Raw genomic sequence first — 22,623 nt, forward strand, 5'->3', positions numbered from 1 at the left:
TTCATTGCTTGGCGCTTTAATGCCTTGACAATGGCGGTTAAAAAAAATATCAACATTTTTGATATATATTCCATATTGTAAACTTGCTTAATGTATGAGAAAAACGGCATCTAAAATTTTCGCAGCCGCCGCATGCGTCTGCGCTTTTCAAACGCTCGCCGCCGCGACGGCTTCCGACGCGGCGTCCTCAATGAAATCCCCAGGCGAGACGGCGACGCGCTCGTCCGCGAAAGTCTCTGCGGAACTGCCCGACCACCCGCTTGCGCCCGCCGAGTTCCGCCGTCCAGACGGCTATCAGCCGCGCCTTTACGAACTCAATCTGCGCCAGATTTCCGAGAAGTACGGGGCGAAGACAATCGAGCGCGGCCGCGCGGAATACGCCAGAGTTTCGGCGGTCAACGAAAGCGGAAAATGGAAGGCGGACGGAAAGTCGATAGACGCGCACAAGTGCCCCGAATGGTTTGTGGACGCAAAGCTCGGCATTTTCATCGACTGGGGTTTGTGGTCGATTGCATCGTGGGCGCCCAAGCGCGAAAACGGCGCGATGTATCCCGACTGGTACGAACTGCGCATGTACTCCGATTTCACCCCCGATTCGCACTTCTACGGATACAGAAGCTACCACGTCAAAAACTGGGGCGCGGACTTCGAGCGCGACCATTTCATTCCGCTTTTCAAAGCCGAGAAATTCGACGCGAAAGAGCTTATGGAAGTCTTCGCAAAAGCGGGCGCAAAGTACATTGTGCCGTTCAACAAGCACCATTCGGGCTTCTGCCTTTGGGACTGCTCGTACACGCTGCGCGACACCGTCGACATGGGCCCGCGCCGCGACATCGTGCGCGAAATCGTCGACGCCTGCGCCGCGCAAAATCTCAAATTCGGCTTCTACATGAGCCTTACCGAATGGGACTACCCCGTAGTCGGCAAAGACGGCAAAATGCGCAACTTTTCCTGGGGCAAGACCCTCGACTACTCGCCTGACATGGAGTACAAGGCTTCGGGGAAAATCGCGGTTGAAGACTATGTGAAGGAATACCTCGTGCCGCAGTCGGTGGAATTCATCGACAAGTATTCGCCCGACATTCTTTGGTTCGACGGCGAGTGGCAGGTGCCCGCAACCGAACTCGGCGGCTACGACATCGCCGCGTATTTCTACAACGTCAACGAGGGCAAAAAGCAGGTCGCCGTCAACGACAGATACGGCGAGGGCACTCCGCGGGAAGTCGCGCACAAGGGCGGCAAAAGGCTCAAAAAACTTCTCCGCGCAATCCGCGGCGACTTCTATACCGACGAATTCGGCGACACCGCCGACTGCATCGACCCCGCAAAATACCACCCGTGGGAGGCGTGCAGGGGCATAAGCCAGTCGTACGGCAACAACTGGCAGGACAACGAATCTAACGTCCTGACTTCCTCCGAATTCATTTCGATGTTCGCCGACACCGTGGCGCGCGGCGGCAATCTGCTGCTGCTCGTAAACCTCGACGGGCAGGGCGCGATTCCCGAAATCCAGAAAAAACGCCTGCTCGACATAGGCAAGTGGCTCTCGAAATACGGTCGGGCGATTTATTCTACGCGAATCATAGAGCCGTTTGCGACCGAGGAAATCGCCTACACTCGCTCGAAAGACGGTAGGACGGCGTACGCAATCGTCAAAAAGCCGAAGTCCGAAATGAAGCTTGCAATCGCGCCCAAAAAAGGCTCGGAAATCGTCGAAATCGCCACGGGCGAAAAAATCGGCTGGACGGAATCGGACGGCGGAGCGGTAATAAAACTGCCCGAAAATCTGGCGGAATCGGAACTGCCGTTTGCGCTTGAAATCGCGCTAAAATAGTCGGCGTCAATCCGCGGTTCGACGGCGGAAATGTCCCAACTCTAACCGCGTAGCGGGGGCTGGCGCGTCCGCCACAATTTGCTTGCTTAAATTCCGCGCCGACGGCGCATGTCCGCCGCGTTTTGAGGCGCGGATTGCAGCCGCCGCGTTCGGGCACAAAAAAACCGCAGCCGTTAAGCTGCGGTTTTTTGCGGAATGCCCGTTTATTTTTCGGGCATGTCGAGCGCGATGTGCAGGTCTTTGAGCTGCTTTTCCGTCACCTGCGAGGGCGACTGCGCCATCAGGTCCTGACCCTTTTGCGTCTTGGGGAACGCGATGATGTCGCGGATACTCGGACGGTTTGTGAGGATTGTCACAAGCCTGTCGAAGCCCAGCGCGATGCCGCCGTGCGGGGGCGCGCCGAATTTGAACGCTTTGAGCATGTAGCCGAAGCGCGATTCCACGATGTCGGCGGGGATTTTCAGAACGTCCTTGAACACTTTTTCCTGAACGTCGGGCTGGTGGATTCTTATCGAGCCGCCGCCGAGTTCCGTGCCGTTGAGTACGATGTCGTAGTGCTGCCCGCGCACGCGGAGCGGGTCGGTGTCGAGGTACTTGACGTCTTCGGGCACGGGCGACGTGAACGGGTGGTGCGCCGAAACGTATCTGCCCTGTTCTTCGTCCCAAAGCATGAGCGGGAATTCGATAACCCAGAGGAAGTTGAACTGCTTGGGGTCGATTTTGATTTTTCCGCGGGCTTGCAGAAGCTTGCCGCAGTCGAGGCGGACGCGTCCGAGAATGGAGCACGCCTGTTCCCACTTCGACGCCGCGAAGAACACGATGTCGCCGTCCTGAATGTCGAGCTTTTCTTTGAGCGCCTTCTGTTCGTCTTCCGAGAGGAATTTGAGAATGGGGCTTTTCCACGCGCCGTTTTCGGCCTTGATGAACGCAAGACCCTTTGCGCCGAGCGTCTTTGCCACGTCTTCGAGTCCCTTCAATTCGCCCTGCGTGATGTCGGAAAGACCCTTTGCGTTAATCGCCTTGATTACGCCGCCGTCCTTGACGACGTTTGCGAACACCTTGAACTGGCTGTCCTTGAAAACGTCGGTGAGGTCTTGCAGTTCGATTCCGAAGCGCGTGTCGGGCTTGTCCACGCCGTAGCGGTTCATGGCGTCGCTGTACTGCATGCGGGGGAAGGGCGTGGGAATGTCCATTCCGAGGGTGTCCTTCCAGATTTTTTTGAGCATGTTTTCGATAAGCGCGTACATGTCTTCGCGGTCGACGAAGCTAAGCTCGATATCGACCTGCGTAAATTCGGGCTGGCGGTCTGCGCGGAGGTCTTCGTCGCGGAAGCATTTAGCCATTTGGTAGTAGCGTTCGATGCCCGATACCATCAGCATCTGCTTGTACTGCTGGGGCGACTGGTTGAGCGCGTAGAACATGCCGGGATTTGTGCGGCTGGGCACGAGGAATTCGCGCGCGCCTTCGGGCGTGCTCTTGAAAAGAATGGGGGTTTCGACTTCGATGAAATCCTGCGAGTTGAGGTAGTCGCGGATAGCCTGTGCCGCCTTGTGGCGCATGCGCAGAAGGTTGAGGTTGCGCGGTCTGCGGAGGTCGAGATAGCGGTATTGGAGGCGGAGGTCTTCGTTGACCCTGTCGGCGTGTTCGTCGTCGAGGGGGAAGGGGAGCACGTCGCAGATGTTGTGTATTACCATGTCGGACGCGACGACTTCGATTTCGCCCGTTTTGAGGTTCGGGTTTTTAGTGCCGTCCTCCCTGAGTTCGACTTTGCCGAAAATCTGGATTACGCTTTCGTCTTTGAGTTTCTGCGCCTTTTCGTAGACGTTCGCCGCTTCGGGGTGGAAGACGACTTGCGTTATGCCGTCGCGGTCGCGAAGGTCGATGAATAGAATGCCGCCGTGGTCGCGGACCGATTGCACCCAGCCGATGAGGGACACTTCTTTGCCCTTGTCGGCGGCGGTGAGTTCGTTGCAGGTATTTGTGCGTTTCATAGTAAAAAAATAAGTCTTCAAATGTCTGTTTTTTAGCCTTTTAGTCAAGGTTTTTTTGGCCGTTCGGGCGATTTTTTGAAGCTCCGTTTTTGTCTTGACCGCAGGCTTCGCCGTGTTATGGTATTGCGTATGAAGTTATTATCCGCAATAGTTGCATTGCCACTGCTGGTTTGCGGAGTCGCTCTTTGCGCCGCCGATTTCGATTCGAAAACAATCGGAAAATATCCGAAATGGTCCGAAAAAAAGGCGCAATGGCGGGCGCAGTCTCAGTCGATAAAGACGGTAGATTTCGTCGGCAAGACCGAAAAAATCGTGGTGTCGGCGGGGAAGTCGGGCGCGGAATTCAGGGACGAACGCGAAGGTTTTTACAACGCGCATCCCACTGCTCTAAAACTCGAAGACGGCGGCATTTTGTGCGTCTGGAACGTCGGACACGGCGGCAATGCAGGTCCGGTTGCCCGAAGCGACGACGGCGGAAAGACTTGGACGCGCATCGACAAAATCATGCCGGACTGCTACCGCGTCATGCGCAACTGTCCGAGCATCTATTCCGTGCGCGATCTAAACGGCAAACGCTTCATACAGATTCTCTCGGGGAAGACGCGCCACTTGAAGGGCAAGTTCGCGCCCTCGGAAGAGTTTTACAAGGGATATATGCCGCGCGTATACAGCGAGGACAACGGAAAAACTTGGCGCAAACTGCCGCCGCTTTCGCCGAGCAATCCCGACGAGCTGTTTGCCTGCCTTATGGCGTTTACTTCGATGGTCGAGCTCAAGGACGGTTCGACGATGGCGTTTTTCCACAAGGGCGACGCGAAGAACGCCGACAGGGAATTGCGCGTGTTCACGTCGATTACAAAAGACGGCGGCTTTACTTGGTCCAATCCCGTAAAGCTTGTCGCGCCCGAGGATATCGGCGGGCTTTGGGCGTGCGAGCCCTACGCTTTCCGTTCGCCCGACGGCTCCGAAATCTGCTGCATTATGCGCGAAAACACGCGCCAAAACGGCAACAGTTTGGTGTCGTTCAGCCGCGACGAGGGCAAAACTTGGAGCAAGCCAATCGACACTCCGTGGGCGCTTTCGGGCGACAGGCATCATGGCGTTGTTTTGCCAGACGGCCGCCTTTTCATAGCCTTCCGCGACAAAGTTCCGTGCGACCAAAAGGGCTTGCGGCTCGGCGCGTGGATAGGCTCTTACGACGACATTAAAAACGGGCGCGCGGGGCAATACCGCATACTGCTTTCCAAGAGCGAAAGCTTTTCCGAAACGGCAATCCGTTGCGACGGCTACTACCCGTCGGTTTTGCTGCTCGACGACGGCACGGTTGCCGTTCTGACCTACGAGAGCGTCGAGCGCGGCAAAGGCTGCTCGATTGTCTGCCACCGTTTCAAAATATCCGATATAGAGGCTGCGGCAAAATAGCGGTATGAGCGCGCAAATCGGGCGCGAAAAATCGTCCGCGCGGTTTTTGCGCAGGGGAGAGGGAGATTGTTTTTTGCGCGGAATCTGGGCGGCGGTGTGGTTTCTATTCCGCCTTTTAGGCGTTCTTTCCTTCGCGCTTTAGGTTGAAGAATGTTCTTATCATCAGCATGCACTCGTCCTGCAAAACTCCCGATTGCACGGTGAGCCTGTGGTTTAGGGTTGGCACTTCGTGGATTTTCAGCGCACCGCCCAAAAAGCCCATTTTCTGGTCTCCGACGGCGTAGACCACGCGCGAGAGCCTCGACATAACGCACGCGCCCGAGCACATCGGGCACGGCTCTTTTGTGGCATAGAGCGTCGCGCCGTTTAGCCGCCAATCGCCGATTTTTGCAGCTGCCTGGTTTATCGCGAGAATTTCGGCGTGCGCGGTCGGGTCCTGCGACTGCTCAACCGAATTGTGCGCCTGCGCCACGACCTCTCCGCAATACTCGACCACCGCGCCGACCGGCACTTCGCCGAGCTTCCACGCCTTCAATGCCTGATTGTACGCAAGCTTCATGAAAAACTCGTCGTCGCGGTTCAGGTACGACGGAAACATAGGCTGGAAGGGGCATGGGGGGGCGGATTTTTCTGGATACTCTCTGTTTTCGGAAGCCATCGGTCTTATTTTATTGTTGACTATCACGCAAAGAGAAACAGAAATATTCTTTTTTTACAGAAAAAAATAAATTAAATAATGTCAGACTGCGTAGAAGTAGAAGGTAAAGTAGTTGCGGTTCTCCCCGGAACGATGTTCAGGGTGGAAATCTCAAACGGACATCAGGTGCTCGCCCACATATCGGGCAAGCTCCGCAAAAATTTCATCAAACTGACTGTCGGCGACAGGGTCAAAATGGAAATGACTCCGCAGGACTTGGAAAAGGCCCGCATCGTTTACAGGCTCAAAAACGCCGACGCTCCGCGTTCAGTTCCGCGCCGCAGCTTCGGCCCGCGCCGCTAAAACGGCGTTCCGCTTTTCATGAAAGCGGGGGCATTTGCGGTTTTGACGCTCGCATTCGCCGCGTTGGCGGCGGCGTCGCTCTGTTCGGGGTCGGGTGGGCTTTCGTGCGCCGACGTCCTCTCCGCGCTGTTTTTGCAGTCTTCCGACGAAACCGCAAATCTCGTAGTGTGGCAAATAAGGCTTCCGCGCCTTGCGGCGGCGCTGCTTTCGGGCGCAAGCCTTGCGCTCGCGGGGGCGGGCATGCAGAGCCTTTTCAGAAATCCGCTCGCCGACCCCTCAATTACGGGCGTGTCGTCGGGCGCGGCGTTGGGGGCGGTCTTGGCGGTTTCGTTTTTCCCGTCGGCGTTCGGCGTCGAAATCGGCGCGTTGGCTGTGGGGCTTGCGGCGGCCGTCGCGGTCTGCGCTGTCGGACATTCAGGCTCGAAAATGTCGGCGGTCTCGACCCTCTTGGCGGGCATTGCGGTAAACGCGTTTTGCGGCGCGCTCGTCGGATTTTTCATGTACTCCGTTCGCGACGCGGGCATGAGGGGCTTCGTGTTCTGGTCGCTCGGCTCGCTCGAACGCTGCGGCTGGGAGGAGCTTGGGGTGTCGTTCGCCCTCTGCGTTCCCGCGTGGATTGCAATGCTGTGCGCGGCGCGTCCGCTAAACGTAATGCTGCTCGGCGAGGAAAACGCGTTCGACTGCGGCGTTGACGTCTCCCGCGCCCGCTTTGCGGTAATCGCCGCCGCCGCCGTGATGACTGCCGCGAGCGTTTCCATTTGCGGAATAATCGGCTTTGTGGGTCTTGTAGTTCCGCACGTTTTGCGAATGGTTGTAGGCACCGACAACCGCTTTCTCATGCCGCTTTCGGCGTTGGGTGGCGCAACGCTGCTCGTGCTCGCCGACGTCGTTTCCCGCGCGTTTTCGCAGACCGACCCCGTTCCAATCGGCGTAATCACCGCCCTTATGGGCGCGCCGTTTTTCGCCGCGCTTTTGAGGTCGAAAGGAGTTTCGAATGCTCGCTATTGAAAACGTGTCTTTTGCGTACGGACGCGGGCGCAGGGTGCTCGACGGCGTGTCGCTGCGCGTGGGCGCGGGCGAGTTTGCGGCGGTGCTCGGCGCGAACGGCGCGGGGAAAAGCTCGCTGCTGAAAATCGCAAGCGGATATGCGCGGCCCGACGTCGGGCGCGTAATGCTCGGCGGCGCGGACATCGCTGGGCTGTCGGCGCGGGAGCTTGCTCGAATGCGGGCGGTGCTCGAACAGGAGTGCCCGCTGACTTTCGAATACACGGTTGGGGAGGTCGTGGCTCTCGGCGGATACTCGCGCGGCGGGCTGTCGGGGCTTTCGGCGGACGTGTCCGAATCGCTCGAATCGGTGGGGCTTGCGGGTTTCGAAAAACGGAAATATTCGGAGCTTTCGGGCGGCGAAAAACGGCGCGTGCAGCTCGCCCGCGCGCTGTGCCAACTGGGCGAAAATCCCAAACTGCTGCTGCTCGACGAGCCTTCGGCGGGGCTTGACCCCGCGCACGCGCACGCGGCGATGTCGGCGGCGCGGGAAGTCGCGGAGCGCGGGGCGGCGGTCGTGGCGGTTCTCCACGACCCGAACCTTGCGGCGGCGTATGCCGACAAAATCGCGCTTCTTAAAGACGGCAAAATTTCGTCGTTCGGCTCGGCGGAGTCCGCCATGCGGGCGGAGCTTCTGGGCGGAGTCTACGGCGCGGACTGCGAAATAGTTTCCGACGGCATTCGGAACGTCGCGTATTTTCCGCCGAAAAAATGATTGCCGATTCCGCGCGATTGTCCGATATAAAGGGCATGTTCAGGGAAAAAGACATTCGCGATTTGACTCTAAACCCGTTCACGCAAATAGGCAGACAGTGGATGCTTGTCAGCGCGGGCGACAAAAACGGCTTCAATACCATGACCGCAAGCTGGGGCGGACTCGGCTTCATGTGGAACAAGCCGGCGGCGTTCGTGTTCGTGCGTCCGTCGCGCTACACCTACGAATTTATCGAAAGGAACGACATGCTCACGCTCTCGTTCTTCGACGAAAAATACCGCGACGCGCTGAAAATCTGCGGCTCGAAATCTGGCAGAGATTGCGACAAAATCGCGGAGGCGAAATTGACGCCGCATTTTACGGAGCTTGGAAACCCGACTTTCGAAGAGGCGGGCGAAGTGTTTGAGTGCCGCAAAATGTACGCGCAAATGCTGACGGAGGATTCGTTTATAGACAAGTCGGCGGTGAAAACATGGTATCCCGACCACTCCTATCACAAGATGTACGTACTGGAAATCCTCCACGTTTACGGCATGTGAAAGCACTTCCCTAAGGGCGTTTCCCTGTACGCCCAGACCGCTCGCGTACATAAGTACGCCACGCGCCCTGTGCGCACAGGAAAGCCACCCTTATGAAAGCACTTTGACATGCCTAAAAAGTGAGCGCACGGCGCGTAAGATTTTTAGAATGCGCTGGGAGAAAAGTTGGGTAGAGTGTTTCGCGTAGCCGACTTGTGTTTGCGGAAATCCGCGTACGCCACGCGCCCTGTGCCGTGCGCAAAGCCGCCCTTATACTGGCACTCTAACGCCCCTAAAATGAGCGCACGCACGAAGACGGGGCGTGAAAACGCCCCTCTAAGAGCGTTTCGCGAATGTCTCAGACTGCTCGCGTACGTTAGTACGCCACGCACCCTGAGCCACTTGCAAAGCCACTCTTATAGGGGCATTTTGACGCCCCTAAATAGTGAGCGCACGGCGCAGAAGATTTTTAAAGTGCGTTGGGATAAAAGTTTAGTTTATTGGTAAGCGGAAATTCCACGTTTTTGGATTTCCGCTTTTGCTTTTTTTATCCGCGCAAAGCGCGTCTATTTTTATTTGTTTTTTGCCGATAAGAAAATTTTCCCAGCGTAAGTAATTGGCGAAGCCAATACGAACTTATCCAGAAAAGGCGCGGTTATAGCCGCGCCGAGTTATCACAGAAAGGAACGAAGTTCCGACGACCGGCGCGGCTCGCGCCCGTGCAGGCTGTTAGCCTGCCCGAGCGGGGGGACAGGCGGGAGTTTTCGTGGTAGCGAAAACCGCCTTTTGGGGGCGGCAGCCCCCTCTGTTGGCGTTAAGGCTCCAGCCTTATTTGGGGCTTGCAATGTGGGGGAGAATGTAGTTTGATTGGGGTACGATGAAGAATTTAGGAGATAAATTGTTGCAGGCGAGGACAGCGATGGGGATATCGGTGCGTGACGCGGCCGACGCCACGAAACTCCGCGCGGACATCATAGAGAACATGGAGTCGGGCGAGTTCAACTATAAGCTTCCTGAGATATACAAACGCGGATTTTTGCGGATATACGCGGCGTTTTTGAAGCTCGACGCGGACGCGATTTTGGACGAATACGCAATGGCGTCGCGGGCGGCTGGCGGCGACGACAGGCGGCGCGTCAATATTTTGTCGCGCATGGCGACGGTGGCGTCAAACGTGTCGACATCGGCGCAGAAAGAGTTTGCGCCGCCGCCGTCGGAAACGGAGTCGCGCTTCGAATCTTTCGACAACGCGGAGGAGGAGAGGGAGTCCGACACGCCCGACAATTCGCAGAAGTTCGTCAAAATGGCGGTCGTTTTCGGCGCAGTCATTCTGGCGGCAGTCGTGATAATTCTGGCAGTCTCGACGTTCGCAAAACGCGCCCCAGAGGAAAACCCCGACATTTCGATAAACGGGAATATCGCAACACAGCCAGTGTCGTCGGCGGCGAATGCGGCAATGAACGAAGTTTCCGCACCCGAACTCAAACTTGCCCTGACCGCTCTTGCCGACACATACGTTCTGGTCTACCAAGACATTAAGACGAACGACGGCAAACACCCCGAACCGCTATATACGGGCGCAATGCAGGCGGGCGAACGGCGCGAATTTACGTCGGGCGTGCCGCTGATGGTGAAACTCACCGACGCCGAAAGAATCAAGATGGAGCGCAACGGCGCGACGCTCGATTTGAAGGGCGCAAAGGGTCTTAGACTGTTCAGGATAGTCTCCAAATAGAGGGGAAAATCATTTCCGCGCGCGGGCCGAAAATTTTGATTCGGCTCGTTTTGCGTACAAAAAGGCAATCTTAAATAGAAAATGCTATGCTAACACATGTTGTAATATTCCGCACGCGCGACGCGTCGAAAGCACCGCTCATACTCGAAGGGCTTGAAACGCTCAAACAAATCGACGGCGTAAAGTTCATGCACATCGGCGCGCCCGTTCCGAGCGCGCGCCCAGTTGTGGACGACTTTTTCGACTACGCGCTGGTTATGTCGTTCGAGGACGGCGCGGCGGGGCTTAAACGCTACGCCGAACACCCCATACACGTAAATTTCGTGGAAAACTATCTGAAACCCGCAGGCGGAAAACTGCTGGTCTACGATATCGGAAATGCTTAAACTTTCTCCGAAATACGCCGACGCTTGCGCGTTCATATTCGAATCGGCGAGGGAACTCGGCGGTCGGGCGTATTTTGTCGGCGGCTGCGTGCGCGACGCCCTTTTGGGGGCGACGCCCAAAGACTTCGACATAGAAGTCTACGGATTGCCGCCGCGGATTTTGGAGGAAATGCTCGCGCGGAAATTCCGCGTAGAGAAAGTCGGCAAGAGCTTCGGCGTCTGGATTCTGAAAGGCTACGACATCGACGTAAGCATTCCGCGCCGCGAGCGCAAAACGGGAGAGGGGCACAGGGCGTTCGACATCGAGTGCGACCCGAACCTGTCGGCGGAGGAGGCTTGCGCACGGCGCGACTTCACAATAAACGCCGTTTTGTACGACCCGCTCGACGGAAAAATAGTAGACCCCTACGGGGGTGAGTCCGACCTGCGGCGGGGGGTGCTTCGGCACACCTCCGACAGGTTTTCGGAAGACCCGCTGAGAGTGCTTAGGGCGATGCAGTTTTCGGCGCGGTTTTCGATGGAGGTCGCGCCCGAGACGGTCGAACTTTGCTCGAAAATCCCCTTCGAAAACCTGCCGATTGAGCGCGTTTTCGGGGAGTGGAAAAAACTGATTTTGAAGGGGCGCAAAATTTCGCGCGGGCTGAATTTTCTGCGCGACTGCGGCTGGCTGAAATATTTTCCCGAACTCGCCGCAACGAGCGGCTGCCCGCAGGACTCGCACTGGCACCCCGAGGGCGACGTCTACACGCACACGGGCTTTGCGCTCGACGCGTACGCTTCGGCTCGAACGGGCGACGAGCGGGAGGACTTGGTCGTGGGGCTTGCCGTGCTCTGCCACGACTTTGGCAAACCGCTTTGCACGACATTCGGCGACGACGGGAAAATCCACTCGCACGGGCACGACATTTTGGGCGTGAAGCCCACGCGCAAATTTCTGGCGCGGCTCACGCGGGAAAAATCGCTCGTTGAGGAGGTCGTGCCGCTCGTAGAACGGCACATGGCGATTCTCGACCTGTGGCGCGTTAAGGCGGGAGACTCCGCCATTCGCCGCCTTGCGCGGAAAGTGGGGCGGATAGACAGGCTCGTGCGCGTGGACTTCGCCGACCGCAACGGGCGCGGGGAGGGAGAATATAAAGACGACTCCCCGCAGGGCAAGTGGATTTCCGCCCGCGCGGCCGAGCTTGAAGTGCGCGACTCCGTCCCGAAGCCGATAGTCATGGGACGCCACTTGCAGGGGCTTGGCATGAAGCCTTCGCGCGAGTTCGGCAAAATACTCTCCGCCCTGTACGAGGCGCAGCTCGACGGCGAATTTTCGGATTTGGCGGGCGGCATGGAAAGGCTGCGAGGCATGCTCGAAAAAAAACTTTGAAAAAGGCGAAAACGCGTTAAGTTTGAACGGAAAATTACGATAAACGCCATTTGAATTTTTATGAAAAAGGAAAAAAACACTTCAACCGAAAATACGGAAACGAAAGAGCCAGCACAGACGACACCCGAATCCTGCGCCGCGGAGGACATGGCCGCGGAGGAGCAGTCGATGAACATGGCCGACATTGTGGGCGAGCTTGACAAGGCGCAGGCGGACGCCGCAAAAAACAGGGACTTGTACCTTCGCGCCGTAGCCGACTTGGACACATACCGCCGCAAAGTCCAGCGCGAAAAGCAGGAGCTTGCAAAATTCGCCCTCCAACCCCTCATCGAGGAGCTGCTGCCGTCAATCGACCACCTCGACATGGCAATCGATGCGGCGAAAAACTCGGACGATTCCAAAAACATACTCACGGGCGTCGAAATGGTCAGCGCGCAGATTAAAAAAGTCTTCGCGAACTTCGGCGTGGAGGAAATCGCGGCGGCGGGCAAGCCGTTCGACCCGAATACGTCGGAATGCGTCTCGCACGAGCCGTCGGCGGACGTTCCCGAAAACGGCGTAATAAAGGTTGTCCGCAAGGGCTACACGTTCAACGGCAGGCTGCTCCGCGCCGCGAGCGTCGTCGTTTCGAGCGGCAGGGAGTAATTTTTTATGGCGGAAGAAGATTATTACAAAGTTTTGGGCGTGGAAAAAACCGCGTCCGAGCAGGAAATTAAAAAGGCATACCGCAAGCTCGCGCTCAAATACCACCCCGACCACAATCCGGGCGACAAGGCGGCGGAGGAAAAATTCAAACAGGTTTCCGAAGCCTACGAAATTTTGTCGAACCCCGAAAAGCGCGCAAAGTACGACCAGTTCGGACACGCGGCGTTCGCGCAGGGCGGCGGGGCGGCGTACTCGCAGGCGGGCGGCTTCGGCGGCTTTCAGGACCCCTTCGACGTCTTCCGCGAAGTCTTCGGCGGCGGTGGCGGCGGCGGAGCTGCTTTCTACGACTTCTTCGGAGGCGGCGGGGCGTCGCATCAAGACTACGACGAACCCGAACGCGGTTCGGACATCCGCGCGGAAATCGAAATTTCGCTCGAAGAGGCGGCAAAGGGCGCAAGCCGCACAATCCGCTACAACCGCATGGTCGTGTGCCCCGACTGCGGAGGCAGCGGGTCGAAAAACGGCGCGAGCGGCAGAAAAGTCTGCCCCAAATGCAAAGGTTCGGGACAGGTCAGAATGGCGCAGGGGCCGATTCGCTTTTCGCAGCCGTGCCCCGAATGCGGCGGCACGGGAACGGTAATTGAAAATCCGTGCCCGAAATGCGGCGGGTCGGGGCGCGTGAAAGAGCGCAACGAAGTTAAAATCGACATTCCCGCAGGCGTGTACACGGGGTCGAGACTCCGCAAAACGGGCGCGGGCAACGCGGGCTACAACGGCGGCGGCTACGGCGACCTGTACGTCGTAATCTACGTCTCGCCGAACCCGCGCTTCGAGCGCGACGGCAACGACCTCTACACCGACATCAAAATCAAGTTCACCCTCGCCGCGCTCGGCGGGCAGGTCGAGATTGAAACGCTAACGGGCAAGGCGGTTTTGAAGATTCCCGCGGGAACGCAACCCAACGCGGCGTTGCGCATGAAAGGCTTGGGCATGCCCGACCTCCGCGGCGGCGTCAGGGGCGACTTGTACGTGAGAATCCACGTCGAAGTTCCGACCAAACTAACCGACGCCCAACGCGCAAAGCTTGAAGAGTTCGCAAAACTCTGCGGCGACGACAATCCGAAACAGTCGTCCGAGCCGTTCTATAAAAAATTCTTCTAAGCGGACTGCTTGCCGCAAAACGGGCGCATGCGCAAAGCACGCGCCCGTTTTTTTGCGCCCATTGCGGCGCAACCTAACGGTTTGCGGCGTAATCTTGCGGGGAGTGTGAAAATAAAAGACTGTCTTGCGGCTGAATTGCGTCGGGGGGGTGCGCTTTTGTCCGAACGTTTCCATCGGAGCGCACATGCGGATTGTCCGATTTGAAGTGTATGAGTCGGGATTTTTCGCGCGGGCGCATCGGACGCAAAAAAAAGGGCTTCGCGTTGCCGCGAAGCCCCGAACCTGTTAATAAAACAAAGTCTATTTGCGCCTGCGGATTACCGCAACCGCCAGCGCGGCCGCTCCGAAAATTGCCGCCCATTCCGCGGGTTCGGGAATTGCCGCCGTGAGCCAGCCCGCGCCGTTGACTGCGATGTTTACGAGGTTGTTGTCGGAGTCGTATGCCTTGATTCTCGAAAGCTGCGCCTTTGTTGCGGCGTCGGTGCCCACGTAGATTCTGTTGTCGGCAAAGTTGTAGATTTCTACGATTTTTCCCGCAAAGCCCGATATTGTGGTATCGCCCGTTTTCGTGAGTTCAAGGGTCGCGGCGTTGTCGTCCAGAAAAATCTTAAAGTCTTGTCCGAGCCAGATTTCGGAGAACTGCTGGCTTGCCGCAATGTGCAGTTCGGGAACGTAGGCTTCAAACCCTTCGCCCCTGTCCGCAGTGATGAGGGATATGTTGCCTTCGCCGTTTTCGTCGACAATGGCGTTCGCCTTGTTGAGGTACGCTTTCGAAATGTTCCACATTACGAACTTCTTTTCGCCGCCCGAAATCGTGATTTGAGAGTCGTCGTTAACGGTAAGTTTTGCCGTGGTGAGGTTGATATCCGCATTGTAGTCGCCGTTTAGGTCGAGGCGCGAATCAATGTACCAAGTTGCGCTCTTGCCCGTTGCCGTATTCGCGTTCAGCGTTGCGGTGCGCTTGATTTCAAGCCCGCGGTTGCCGACGGCAACGTCGCTGTTTGCCGTATCCTGCGCGAAAGTGCCGCCCGACGAGTTCATAGAGTACACCGCGAATCTCTTGGTCGGGTTTTGGTTCGCGACATTGAGCGTGCCGCCGACGTTGAGCGTGCTGCCGCCCTGCATTACAAGCTGTCCGTTGACTGTGAGCGAACCGTTTGCGAAGATGTTGATTGTGTTGTCGGAAGTTCTGAGCACGCCGTTCGAGCCGATTGTGAGCTTTGTGCCGTCGTACAGGTCGATTTGGCTCTTGTTGCCGTTGTATCTTTGGAGGTTGAACTCGCCGTTTACATTGAGGTTTGCGTTGTTGGTTTGTCCGTAGTATTCGCCGAGTCTGATAGAGCCGCTCCAATCAACCTTTGCGCCTTCGGCAATGGTGATGTCGGAAGTGCCCTGCCGCTCCTGCAGGAAAGTGTTTTTTGCGAGCACCTTCGCGTAGACGTCCTTGAAGTTGAGATACTGCGACTGCTTATTATAGTTCGCGTTAAGAGTGAGGCTTTGTCCGAAATCGACCGTGATTGCCGCGGTGCTCGACGCCGAATTCGTGATGGTCGTTATGGCGTAGTTTTGTTTCCACGACGCAACTTTGAGGGCGGTTTTTGCGTCGGTCGAATTTGCGTCGACTGTCAGCCCGGTGTCTTGACCCCATGCGGCGATGTTGACGCCGCCCGTCGAGCCGTCGATTTCGGTGAGCGAGCCGACTGTAACGCCCGAGGCTGCGGTGTATCTGTTGCCGCCGGTAGAGTCGATTTCGATTGCGTCGCCGGCGGTGATTACCGTGCGTTCCGACGACCCGCCTTTAATGGGTTCGGCGTACGCGGTAGCCGCAGCCAGCGCGATTAGCATAGGTATCGTTAGTTTCTTCATAATAATAGCCTGTTTGAGGTTGAGCAAATTTTCCTTTTTGCTATAATAATAATCTATTCAAAGTGCGAAGAATGTACAGTCAATTATCGCGTTTTTTTTGTAAACGGTTTAATTTTATAAGCGATTGTTGCTCTTGTTGTTGGGGGTTTTTGCTCTCTCCGAAAAATGCGTCCGCGCCCCTGAAATTTGAAATTTTTGCTTGGCAACGCCTTTTGAGGCGTTCTTATTGCCTTGCTCCTGCAAAATATTGTTGTCTTGCGGGCATTTTTGTGCCATAGGGAAAGTTTGAAAATGAACGAATCGCCAATACATTTTTCGTACTCCGACATACTTGCGGCAATGCCCCAACAGCCGCCTTTTCTCTTCGTCGAAGAGGCAGACTATGCCGACGGAGTCATTGCGGGGCGCTACACCCTCAAACCCGACGAATTCTTCTTCAAAGGGCATTTCAAAGACAATCCCGTCTTCCCCGGAACGCTGATGTTGGAGGCAATGGGGCAGCTCTGCGTGTTCGGGCTTATCAAGGGCGTTTTTGCCGACATGCCCAAGCCCGCCGACCCCGAAAAAATATTTTTCACTTCCGGCGACGGCGCGCGCTGCATGCGCATCTGCCGCCCGAACGAAGTCATCGAACTCCGCGCAAAGCCCACACGCATACGCCGCCCGATTGCGAATTTCGAGGCGTCGATGTCGGTAGGCGGTCAGAAGGCGTCGTTCTGCGAAAAACTCACGCTCACTTTCGATTTCATTTCCTAATATTCCATGAAGAAAAACAACGTTGTAATAACAGGTCTCGGATTCATCACAAGCATCGGCAACGACATCGAATCGGTTTGCGACAGCCTTGTGAACCTCAAAAACGGCATAGAGCTTTACCCGCAGTTTGCCGACGACAAAATTCCCGTCAAATGCGTCGGAACGGTAAAGCATTTCGATACCGACAGCACCGACCCCGAAGACTGGACGTATCCGCCCGAATACCGCGTGCGCCGCGACGTTCTGCGCTCGCTTCCCCCGCACGGGCTTTACGCTTACTGCGCAATGAAGCAGGCTATTGCGGATTCGGGCTTGGACGAATCGCAAATTTCCGACCCCTCGACGGGGCTTTACACCGCCTCCGCTGGCTCTACGGGCATGCTCTACCACAACATGCAGATGCTCGACAAAAAGGGCGTGTTGCGTTCGAATCCGCTGGGAATCGTGGCGTCAATCGTGGGCACGCTTTCGTTCAACCTCGTGTCGGCGTTCAAGATTAAGGGCGCAAGCTGCGGCTTTGCGTCGGCATGCGCAAGCAGCTCGCACGCGACGGGCTTTGCCTACGACGAAATCGCAAACGGCCGTCAGGACAGAATGTTCGTTGTAGGCGGCGAAGACGGCGACTACCGCACGCTTCTCCCCTTTGCGGGCATGCGCGCTTTGAGCACCAACCGCGACCCCGAAACGGCGTCGAGACCCTTCGACAAAAACCGCGACGGATTCGTGGGTTGCGGCGGCGGCGTGGTGATGCTTCTCGAAAACGAGGAGGTCGCAAAAGCCCGCGGCGCGAAGATTTACGCGAGAATCCGCGGCTGGGGACAGGCGAGCGACGGCTACAATGTCGCCGTTCCGCACCCAGAAGGCACGGGCGTTATAAACGCCGCAAACCGCGCCCTCGCCGACGCGGGAATTTCGGCGGACGATGTCGATTACATAAACGCCCACGCAACCTCGACGCCCATGGGCGACGTCGCCGAACTCAAAGCGGTCAAGTCGGTTTTCGGGCAAAACAAAAAGCTTAGAATCAGCAGCACAAAGGCGATTACGGGGCACGGGCTTTCGCTCGCGGGCGTGATGGAGGCGGCGTTTTGCGCGCTCGCGCTCAAACGCGGCTTCACCCCGGGCTCCGCGCACATCGAAAACCTCGACGAAGCCGCGGAGGGTCTCAACATTCCGCGCAAGACGGAATTCGATTCGCCGAAAATCGCGCTTTCGCTCAGCAGCGGTTTCGGCGGCGCGAACACGGCAATCGTCATGGAGGCAGCCGAATAATGATTTGGCTTTACAGGCTTTTGTTTGTCCCCGCGTTCCTGCTGGCGTTCCCGTACTACGCGGTCAGAATGCTGCGCCGCGGCGGATATTCAAAAGACTTCTCGCACAGGCTCGGCGGGCAGAAAAAGCTTCCGCCGAAGTCGGGCAAAAAGCGCGTGTGGCTGCAGGCGGTAAGCGTGGGCGAGATTGAGGCTCTGGCGTCGCTTATAGACATGCTCTCCTCCGAATTCGAGCTTGTGGTGACCACGACCACAAGTACAGCCTACAAAATTCTGCGCGAAAAATACGCGGCGAAATGCCTGTATGTCGGGGTGTTTCCGATAGACTTCTGGCTGTTTTCGGCTCGCGCGTGGGAGAAAATAAACCCCGACGTGTGCCTGCTCATGGAGGGCGAGCTTTGGCCGGAGCACATGCATCAGGCGAAGTCGCGCGGGGCAAAAATAATGCTGCTCAACGCGCGAATGTCGGACAAGTCTTTCGGACGCTACGCAAAGTTCCCGTACGTCGCGCGGAGACTGCTCGACAAGTTCGACGCAATTTGCGCGTCGAGCGAATTCGACGCCGCGCGTTTCATAAGGCTGGGCGCGTCGCCGCTGAAAGTATTTACGACGGGCAACATGAAGTTCGACTCGAAGCCCGCAACGGTGCTCGACGAAAACGGAAAGGCGCAGCTCCGCGCCGAAATGGGCTTTGCGCCCGACTCCCTCGTTCTGCTCGGCTCGTCCACATGGGACGGCGAGGAGGAAATGCTTTTGAAGGCCCTCGACAAAATCCGCGCTGATAAAATAGACTGCCGCCTGCTTCTCGTTCCGCGCCACGCCGAACGCCGCAACGCAGTAAAACGCCTGATTGCGGGCTATCCGCACGGCGTCCGCAGCGAATCGAAAACCGCGCCCGAAGGAACGCTCGTCTACCTTGCCGACACTACGGGCGAACTGCGCAATTTGACGCAGATTGCGGATTTTGCGTTTGTGGGAAAAAGCCTTCCGCCCAACGTCGGCGGACAGACACCGATTGACTGCGCAGCCCTCGGAGTGCCGATTGTCTACGGACCGAACATGACGAATTTCCGCCGCGCGTGCGAAACGCTCGAACGCGACGGCGCGGTGGTGAAAGTCCCCAACGCGGAATGCGCGGTAGTGGAGCTTGCGCGGCTTGCAAAGAATCCGCATGCGCGCGAAACGCTCGCGCAGTCGGCAAAGAAGTGGCACTCTTCGAACGTCGGCGCAAGCGCGCGCACGTTTGCAATCATAGAGGACAGGTGCGGAAAATAGGGCGTAGGGCGCGGGCGGCGCGATTTTTTCGCAAAGCCGCGCAAAAAAAACTTGAAAGCGGACGGCGGCAAACCCATTTTTTTTAGCCTGTAAAAACGCAAAACATATGGCTATAAAACTTGGCATCATAGGCTACGGAAATTTAGGCAGGGGCGTTGAAGCCGCCGTGCGCCAAAATCCCGACATGGAACTCGAAGTCGTCTTCACGCGCAGGAATCCCGAAAGCGTGAAGATTGCGACAAAATCGGCGAAAGTCGCAAACGTTGCGGACGCCGCGGAATGGAAGGACAGGCTCGACGTCGTGATTCTCTGCGGCGGAAGCGCGACCGACCTTCCCGTGCAGACTCCCGAATACGCAAAACTTTTCAACGTGGTCGACAGCTTCGACACCCACGCGAAAATTCCCGAACACTTCGCGAAAGTGGACGCGTCAGCCCGCGCGGCGGGGAAAGTCGCCGCAATTTCGCTCGGCTGGGACCCCGGGCTTTTCTCGCTCAACCGCATGTACGCGGGCGCGATTCTCCCCGAAGGCAAAGACTACACATTCTGGGGCAGGGGCGTAAGCCAGGGGCACTCCGACGCCGTCCGCAGAATTGCTGGCGTTAAAAACGCAAAGCAGTACACAATCCCCGTGGACAGCGCGCTCGACGCCGTCCGCAGGGGCGAAACTCCCGAACTTTCCACGCGCCAAAAACACGTCCGCGAATGCTTCGTCGTTCTCGAAGACGGCGCGGACGCCGAACGCGTCGAACGCGAAATCAAGACGATGCCCAACTACTTCGCCGACTACGACACAACCGTGCACTTCATCGACGAAGCCGAATTCAACGCAAACCACTCGAAAATTCCGCACGGCGGCATGGTTTTCAGAATCGGCAAAACGGGCTTCGAAAAGGAAAACACGCACATCATAGAGTACAAGTTGAAGCTCGACTCGAACCCCGAATTTACGTCGAGCGCACTCGTTGCGTTTGCCCGCGCGGTCTGCCGCATGAACAAAGAGGGCATGTCGGGCTGCAAAACGATTTTCGACATTCCGCCCGCGTACCTCAGCCCGAAATCGGGCGAAGAACTGCGCTCCACGCTCCTGTAAAATCGGCGGCGGACGCTCCGCGCGTTCAGCCAGCCGTTGGGCTGTGCCGACGCGCTTTTGCGCCGCGCCGAATGCTCGGAATTTTTCCGCAAAGCCGCCCGCCGCGACGAGTCGGGCGTTTTTTTTGCGCGCCAATTGCGCGGCGGCGGGAAAAAAGAGTTGAAGAAACGGCGGCAATGTGGCATTTGTGGGACATGAAAATTTTTCAAACACTGGGTTTTGTCGGAATTGCGTCGCTTTTGGGCGCGTGCGGGCTGATTAAGGAGTCCGCATTGGATACGTCGGGGCCCGACCTTCCCGCGTTCGGACAGGAGCTTTCGTTCTTCTCCAAATACAATGCGGGCATCGTGCTTTTGGGCGAGGGAAACTCGCTCGTGGCGGTCTCTCCCAAATATCAGGGCAGGGTCATGACCTCCACGTTCGGCGGCGCGGAGGGCGCGTCGCTGGGCTGGATTAACCACAGGCTTGTCGCCGACGAAAAGGCGGCGATTCAGTCCGACGAAGTTGGCGGCGAAGACTCTTTCGGAATCGGCCCCGAAGGCGGCGACTTCTCCGTATTCTTCCCCGCCGGCGCAACGTATTCGTCGGAAAATTGGCGCGCGCCCGAAAGCTTTTCCTCCGAACCGTGGAAGCTCACCGCGCGTTCGAAGACGCAGGCGCGTTTCGAAAAATTCGCCGATTTCGAAAACGCGAAAGGCAAGCGGTTCAAGGTAAAAGCCGAGCGCGAAATCACGGTGCTCAACCGCCCGCAGGTTTCCGAAATTCTCGGTATTGAAATTCCGGAAGCCGTAAAGCTTGTTGCGTTCCAGTCTTTCAACAAGCTAACAAACGCCGGCGACGCCGCGTGGACGCCCGAAAGCGGGCTGCTCAACATGAACGTGCAGTCGTGCTTCAACGCAAACAGGAAAGTGCGCGTGTTCATTCCGTACAGGGCGGGCGACGCCGCAAAACTCGGCGACATTGTGCGCGACAACTATTTCGAGGCGTCGTCGGGCGACGGCTCGCTGCTTGTCGACCCGTCGTATGTGGAATTCAAGGTGGACGGGCGCAACATGTCGGGAATCGGCATTTCGGGCAGGCGCAGCGAGGGCATCGCGGTTTCGTTCGACGCCTACAATAAAATTCTCACCGTCATTCTCTACATAAAGCCGTCGGGCAACTGCGCGTACCTCCAAAACGCGTGGCGCAGAAGCGGCGGCGACAGGTTCGACGGCGACGCAATTTCGGTCTACAACAACGGTCCGCTCGCCCGCACATCGGCGGCGGCGGACAGGTTCTACGAAATCACAACTTACTCTCCCGCGCTCGAATTGGCGGCAGGCAAAAGCCAGTTCCACCTGCAACGCACCTTCCACTTCGGAGGCTCTGAGTACGACTTGGGGCTGATTTCCTACAAGCTCACGGGCATCGCCATCGGGCAGTTGCGCGGCGAAAAACAGTAATCCAAACAGAATTTATTTCGATAATACCGACATGAACAACCATTTTGAAATGGACGAATTTCTTCTCGAACTGCTCCGTTCGCGCTCTCCTACGGGCGTCGAACGCGAGGCGGCGGACATCGTAGAAAAATACGTTTCGTCCTATGCGGACTCGGTGAGTCGCGACGTTCTCGGAAACAGAATCGCGACCCTCGGCGCGGGCGCAAAAACGCTTATGCTCGCAGGACACATGGACGAAATCGGATTCATCGTTTCGTACATAGACGAAAACGGCTTCGTATTTTTCGAAACGCTCGGCGGGCACGACAACGTAATGCTCCCAGGCAGGCGCGTTACAATCATGACCCGCAACGGCTACGTCTACGGCGTAACGGGCAAGCGGGCGGTACACCTCATGGACGCCAAGGAGCGCAAGGAAGTTCCCGAAATCTACGGCGTGTGGATTGACATCGGCGCGAAGTCCAAAAAGGAGGCGCAAAGCCTCGTCGAAATAGGGGATTCCGTCGTGTACGACACAATCGTCCACAAGCTCTCGCGCACGCGCTGCGCCGCGCGGGCGTTCGACGACAGGGCGGGCTGCTACTGCGCGTTCGAGGCTCTCCGCAGGCTCGCAAAGCTCGAAAAAAAGCCCGAATTCAAGGTTGTGAGCGTGGCGACCACTCAGGAGGAAATCGGCACGCGCGGCGCGTTGACCTCGGCGTACGCCGTCAAACCCGACGTCGCAATCGCAATCGACGTAGACCATGCGACCGACTTCCCCAGCTGCGACAAACGCCGTTTCGGGTATATCGAACTCGGCGCGGGCCCCGTAATTTCGCGCGGGCCGAACATCAACCCGAAAGTTTTTGAAAGGCTTGTCGAGTGCGCAAAACTCGCGGGCATTCCCTATCAGGTGAGCGCGGAAAGCAGACCAACGGGGACGGACGCGCGCGTTATCCAGATGACGCGCGGGGGCGTCGCCACGGGGCTTGTCGGCATACCGCTGCGCTACATGCACACGCCCGCGGAAGTCGCCGACCTCGACGACATCTCGAACTGCGTAAAGCTCTTGGAGGCATTCGCAATCTCGCTCAAAGAATCGGACGACTTCACTTTCTAAA

21 protein-coding genes are annotated in these 22,623 nt (G+C 57.3%); 17 read left to right on the forward strand and 4 right to left on the reverse strand.

The annotated features are described in order from the left end of the window. The first annotated feature begins 94 nt into the window (after positions 1 to 94). A complete protein-coding gene (locus P3B99_007820) occupies positions 95 to 1,834 on the forward strand; it encodes an alpha-L-fucosidase (protein WYJ07107.1) in 1,740 nt (579 codons plus the stop codon). Between the two features lie 203 nt (positions 1,835 to 2,037). On the opposite strand, the gene aspS is transcribed toward P3B99_007820, so the two are convergent. Continuing rightward, on the reverse strand, positions 2,038 to 3,825 hold the full coding sequence (gene aspS, locus P3B99_007825; protein WYJ07108.1) for an aspartate--tRNA ligase: 1,788 nt from the start codon (positions 3,823 to 3,825) through the stop codon (positions 2,038 to 2,040). Between the two features lie 129 nt (positions 3,826 to 3,954). On the opposite strand from aspS, the gene P3B99_007830 reads away from it, so the two are divergent. Continuing rightward, on the forward strand, positions 3,955 to 5,247 hold the full coding sequence (locus tag P3B99_007830; GenBank protein WYJ07109.1) for a sialidase family protein: 1,293 nt from the start codon (positions 3,955 to 3,957) through the stop codon (positions 5,245 to 5,247). 115 nt (positions 5,248 to 5,362) lie between these two features. Here P3B99_007830 and tadA read toward each other — a convergent pair whose 3' ends face one another. Then, positions 5,363 to 5,905: a tRNA adenosine(34) deaminase TadA gene (tadA, locus tag P3B99_007835; protein WYJ07110.1), complete on the reverse strand. Its 543-nt coding sequence runs from the start codon at positions 5,903 to 5,905 to the stop codon at positions 5,363 to 5,365. A gap of 78 nt (positions 5,906 to 5,983) precedes the next feature. On the opposite strand from tadA, the gene infA reads away from it, so the two are divergent. From infA to dnaJ, 9 genes are all read left to right on the forward strand, one after another. Then, positions 5,984 to 6,247, forward strand: a complete 264-nt coding sequence (infA, locus tag P3B99_007840) for a translation initiation factor IF-1 (protein ID WYJ07111.1) — start codon at positions 5,984 to 5,986, stop codon at positions 6,245 to 6,247. 18 nt (positions 6,248 to 6,265) lie between these two features. Continuing rightward, entirely contained in the window at positions 6,266 to 7,255 is a 990-nt protein-coding gene (locus tag P3B99_007845) for an iron ABC transporter permease (protein WYJ07112.1), read from the forward strand. Next, complete coding sequence (locus tag P3B99_007850) at positions 7,242 to 8,006, forward strand: ATP-binding cassette domain-containing protein (protein WYJ07113.1); 765 nt, start codon at positions 7,242 to 7,244, stop codon at positions 8,004 to 8,006. Before P3B99_007845 ends, P3B99_007850 begins: the two co-directional genes overlap by 14 nt. A gap of 35 nt (positions 8,007 to 8,041) precedes the next feature. Continuing rightward, positions 8,042 to 8,545, forward strand: coding sequence for a flavin reductase (locus tag P3B99_007855; GenBank protein ID WYJ07114.1), 504 nt, complete (start codon positions 8,042 to 8,044; stop codon positions 8,543 to 8,545). An 856-nt stretch (positions 8,546 to 9,401) separates the two neighbouring features. After that, positions 9,402 to 10,259 carry a RodZ domain-containing protein gene (locus P3B99_007860; GenBank protein ID WYJ07115.1) on the forward strand — a complete coding sequence of 286 codons (858 nt, stop codon included), beginning with the start codon at positions 9,402 to 9,404 and terminating at the stop codon, positions 10,257 to 10,259. An 86-nt stretch (positions 10,260 to 10,345) separates the two neighbouring features. After that, positions 10,346 to 10,645: a Dabb family protein gene (locus P3B99_007865; protein ID WYJ07116.1), complete on the forward strand. Its 300-nt coding sequence runs from the start codon at positions 10,346 to 10,348 to the stop codon at positions 10,643 to 10,645. Continuing rightward, a complete protein-coding gene (locus P3B99_007870) occupies positions 10,638 to 12,014 on the forward strand; it encodes a polynucleotide adenylyltransferase (protein WYJ07117.1) in 1,377 nt (458 codons plus the stop codon). Before P3B99_007865 ends, P3B99_007870 begins: the two co-directional genes overlap by 8 nt. Positions 12,015 to 12,074: 60 nt before the next feature. Next, positions 12,075 to 12,659: a nucleotide exchange factor GrpE gene (locus P3B99_007875; protein ID WYJ07118.1), complete on the forward strand. Its 585-nt coding sequence runs from the start codon at positions 12,075 to 12,077 to the stop codon at positions 12,657 to 12,659. A 6-nt stretch (positions 12,660 to 12,665) separates the two neighbouring features. Next, positions 12,666 to 13,820 carry a molecular chaperone DnaJ gene (dnaJ, locus tag P3B99_007880; GenBank protein ID WYJ07119.1) on the forward strand — a complete coding sequence of 385 codons (1,155 nt, stop codon included), beginning with the start codon at positions 12,666 to 12,668 and terminating at the stop codon, positions 13,818 to 13,820. Between the two features lie 300 nt (positions 13,821 to 14,120). Here dnaJ and P3B99_007885 read toward each other — a convergent pair whose 3' ends face one another. Beyond that, positions 14,121 to 15,686 carry a hypothetical protein gene (locus P3B99_007885; GenBank protein ID WYJ07120.1) on the reverse strand — a complete coding sequence of 522 codons (1,566 nt, stop codon included), beginning with the start codon at positions 15,684 to 15,686 and terminating at the stop codon, positions 14,121 to 14,123. A gap of 114 nt (positions 15,687 to 15,800) precedes the next feature. Then, positions 15,801 to 15,962 (reverse strand): hypothetical protein, encoded by a 162-nt coding sequence (locus P3B99_007890; GenBank protein WYJ07121.1) that lies wholly within the window; start codon positions 15,960 to 15,962, stop codon positions 15,801 to 15,803. 15 nt (positions 15,963 to 15,977) lie between these two features. Here P3B99_007890 and P3B99_007895 point away from each other — a divergent pair, with 15 nt between their 5' ends. The 6 genes from P3B99_007895 (at position 15,978) to P3B99_007920 (ending at position 22,622) form a co-directional block, all read left to right on the forward strand. Next, on the forward strand, positions 15,978 to 16,442 hold the full coding sequence (locus tag P3B99_007895) for a 3-hydroxyacyl-ACP dehydratase (protein WYJ07122.1): 465 nt from the start codon (positions 15,978 to 15,980) through the stop codon (positions 16,440 to 16,442). 6 nt (positions 16,443 to 16,448) lie between these two features. Then, complete coding sequence (locus tag P3B99_007900) at positions 16,449 to 17,714, forward strand: beta-ketoacyl-[acyl-carrier-protein] synthase family protein (GenBank protein WYJ07123.1); 1,266 nt, start codon at positions 16,449 to 16,451, stop codon at positions 17,712 to 17,714. Continuing rightward, positions 17,714 to 18,988, forward strand: coding sequence for a glycosyltransferase N-terminal domain-containing protein (locus P3B99_007905; GenBank protein ID WYJ07124.1), 1,275 nt, complete (start codon positions 17,714 to 17,716; stop codon positions 18,986 to 18,988). Before P3B99_007900 ends, P3B99_007905 begins: the two co-directional genes overlap by 1 nt. A gap of 106 nt (positions 18,989 to 19,094) precedes the next feature. Then, positions 19,095 to 20,081 (forward strand): diaminopimelate dehydrogenase, encoded by a 987-nt coding sequence (locus P3B99_007910; protein ID WYJ07125.1) that lies wholly within the window; start codon positions 19,095 to 19,097, stop codon positions 20,079 to 20,081. A 194-nt stretch (positions 20,082 to 20,275) separates the two neighbouring features. Continuing rightward, positions 20,276 to 21,523, forward strand: coding sequence for a DUF6786 family protein (locus P3B99_007915; protein ID WYJ07126.1), 1,248 nt, complete (start codon positions 20,276 to 20,278; stop codon positions 21,521 to 21,523). A gap of 31 nt (positions 21,524 to 21,554) precedes the next feature. Continuing rightward, positions 21,555 to 22,622: a M42 family metallopeptidase gene (locus P3B99_007920; GenBank protein ID WYJ07127.1), complete on the forward strand. Its 1,068-nt coding sequence runs from the start codon at positions 21,555 to 21,557 to the stop codon at positions 22,620 to 22,622. Position 22,623: the final 1 nt, after the last annotated feature.

This window comes from Opitutia bacterium KCR 482 (genome assembly GCA_029269845.2).
Lineage (GTDB): Bacteria > Verrucomicrobiota > Verrucomicrobiia > Opitutales > Intestinicryptomonadaceae > Merdousia.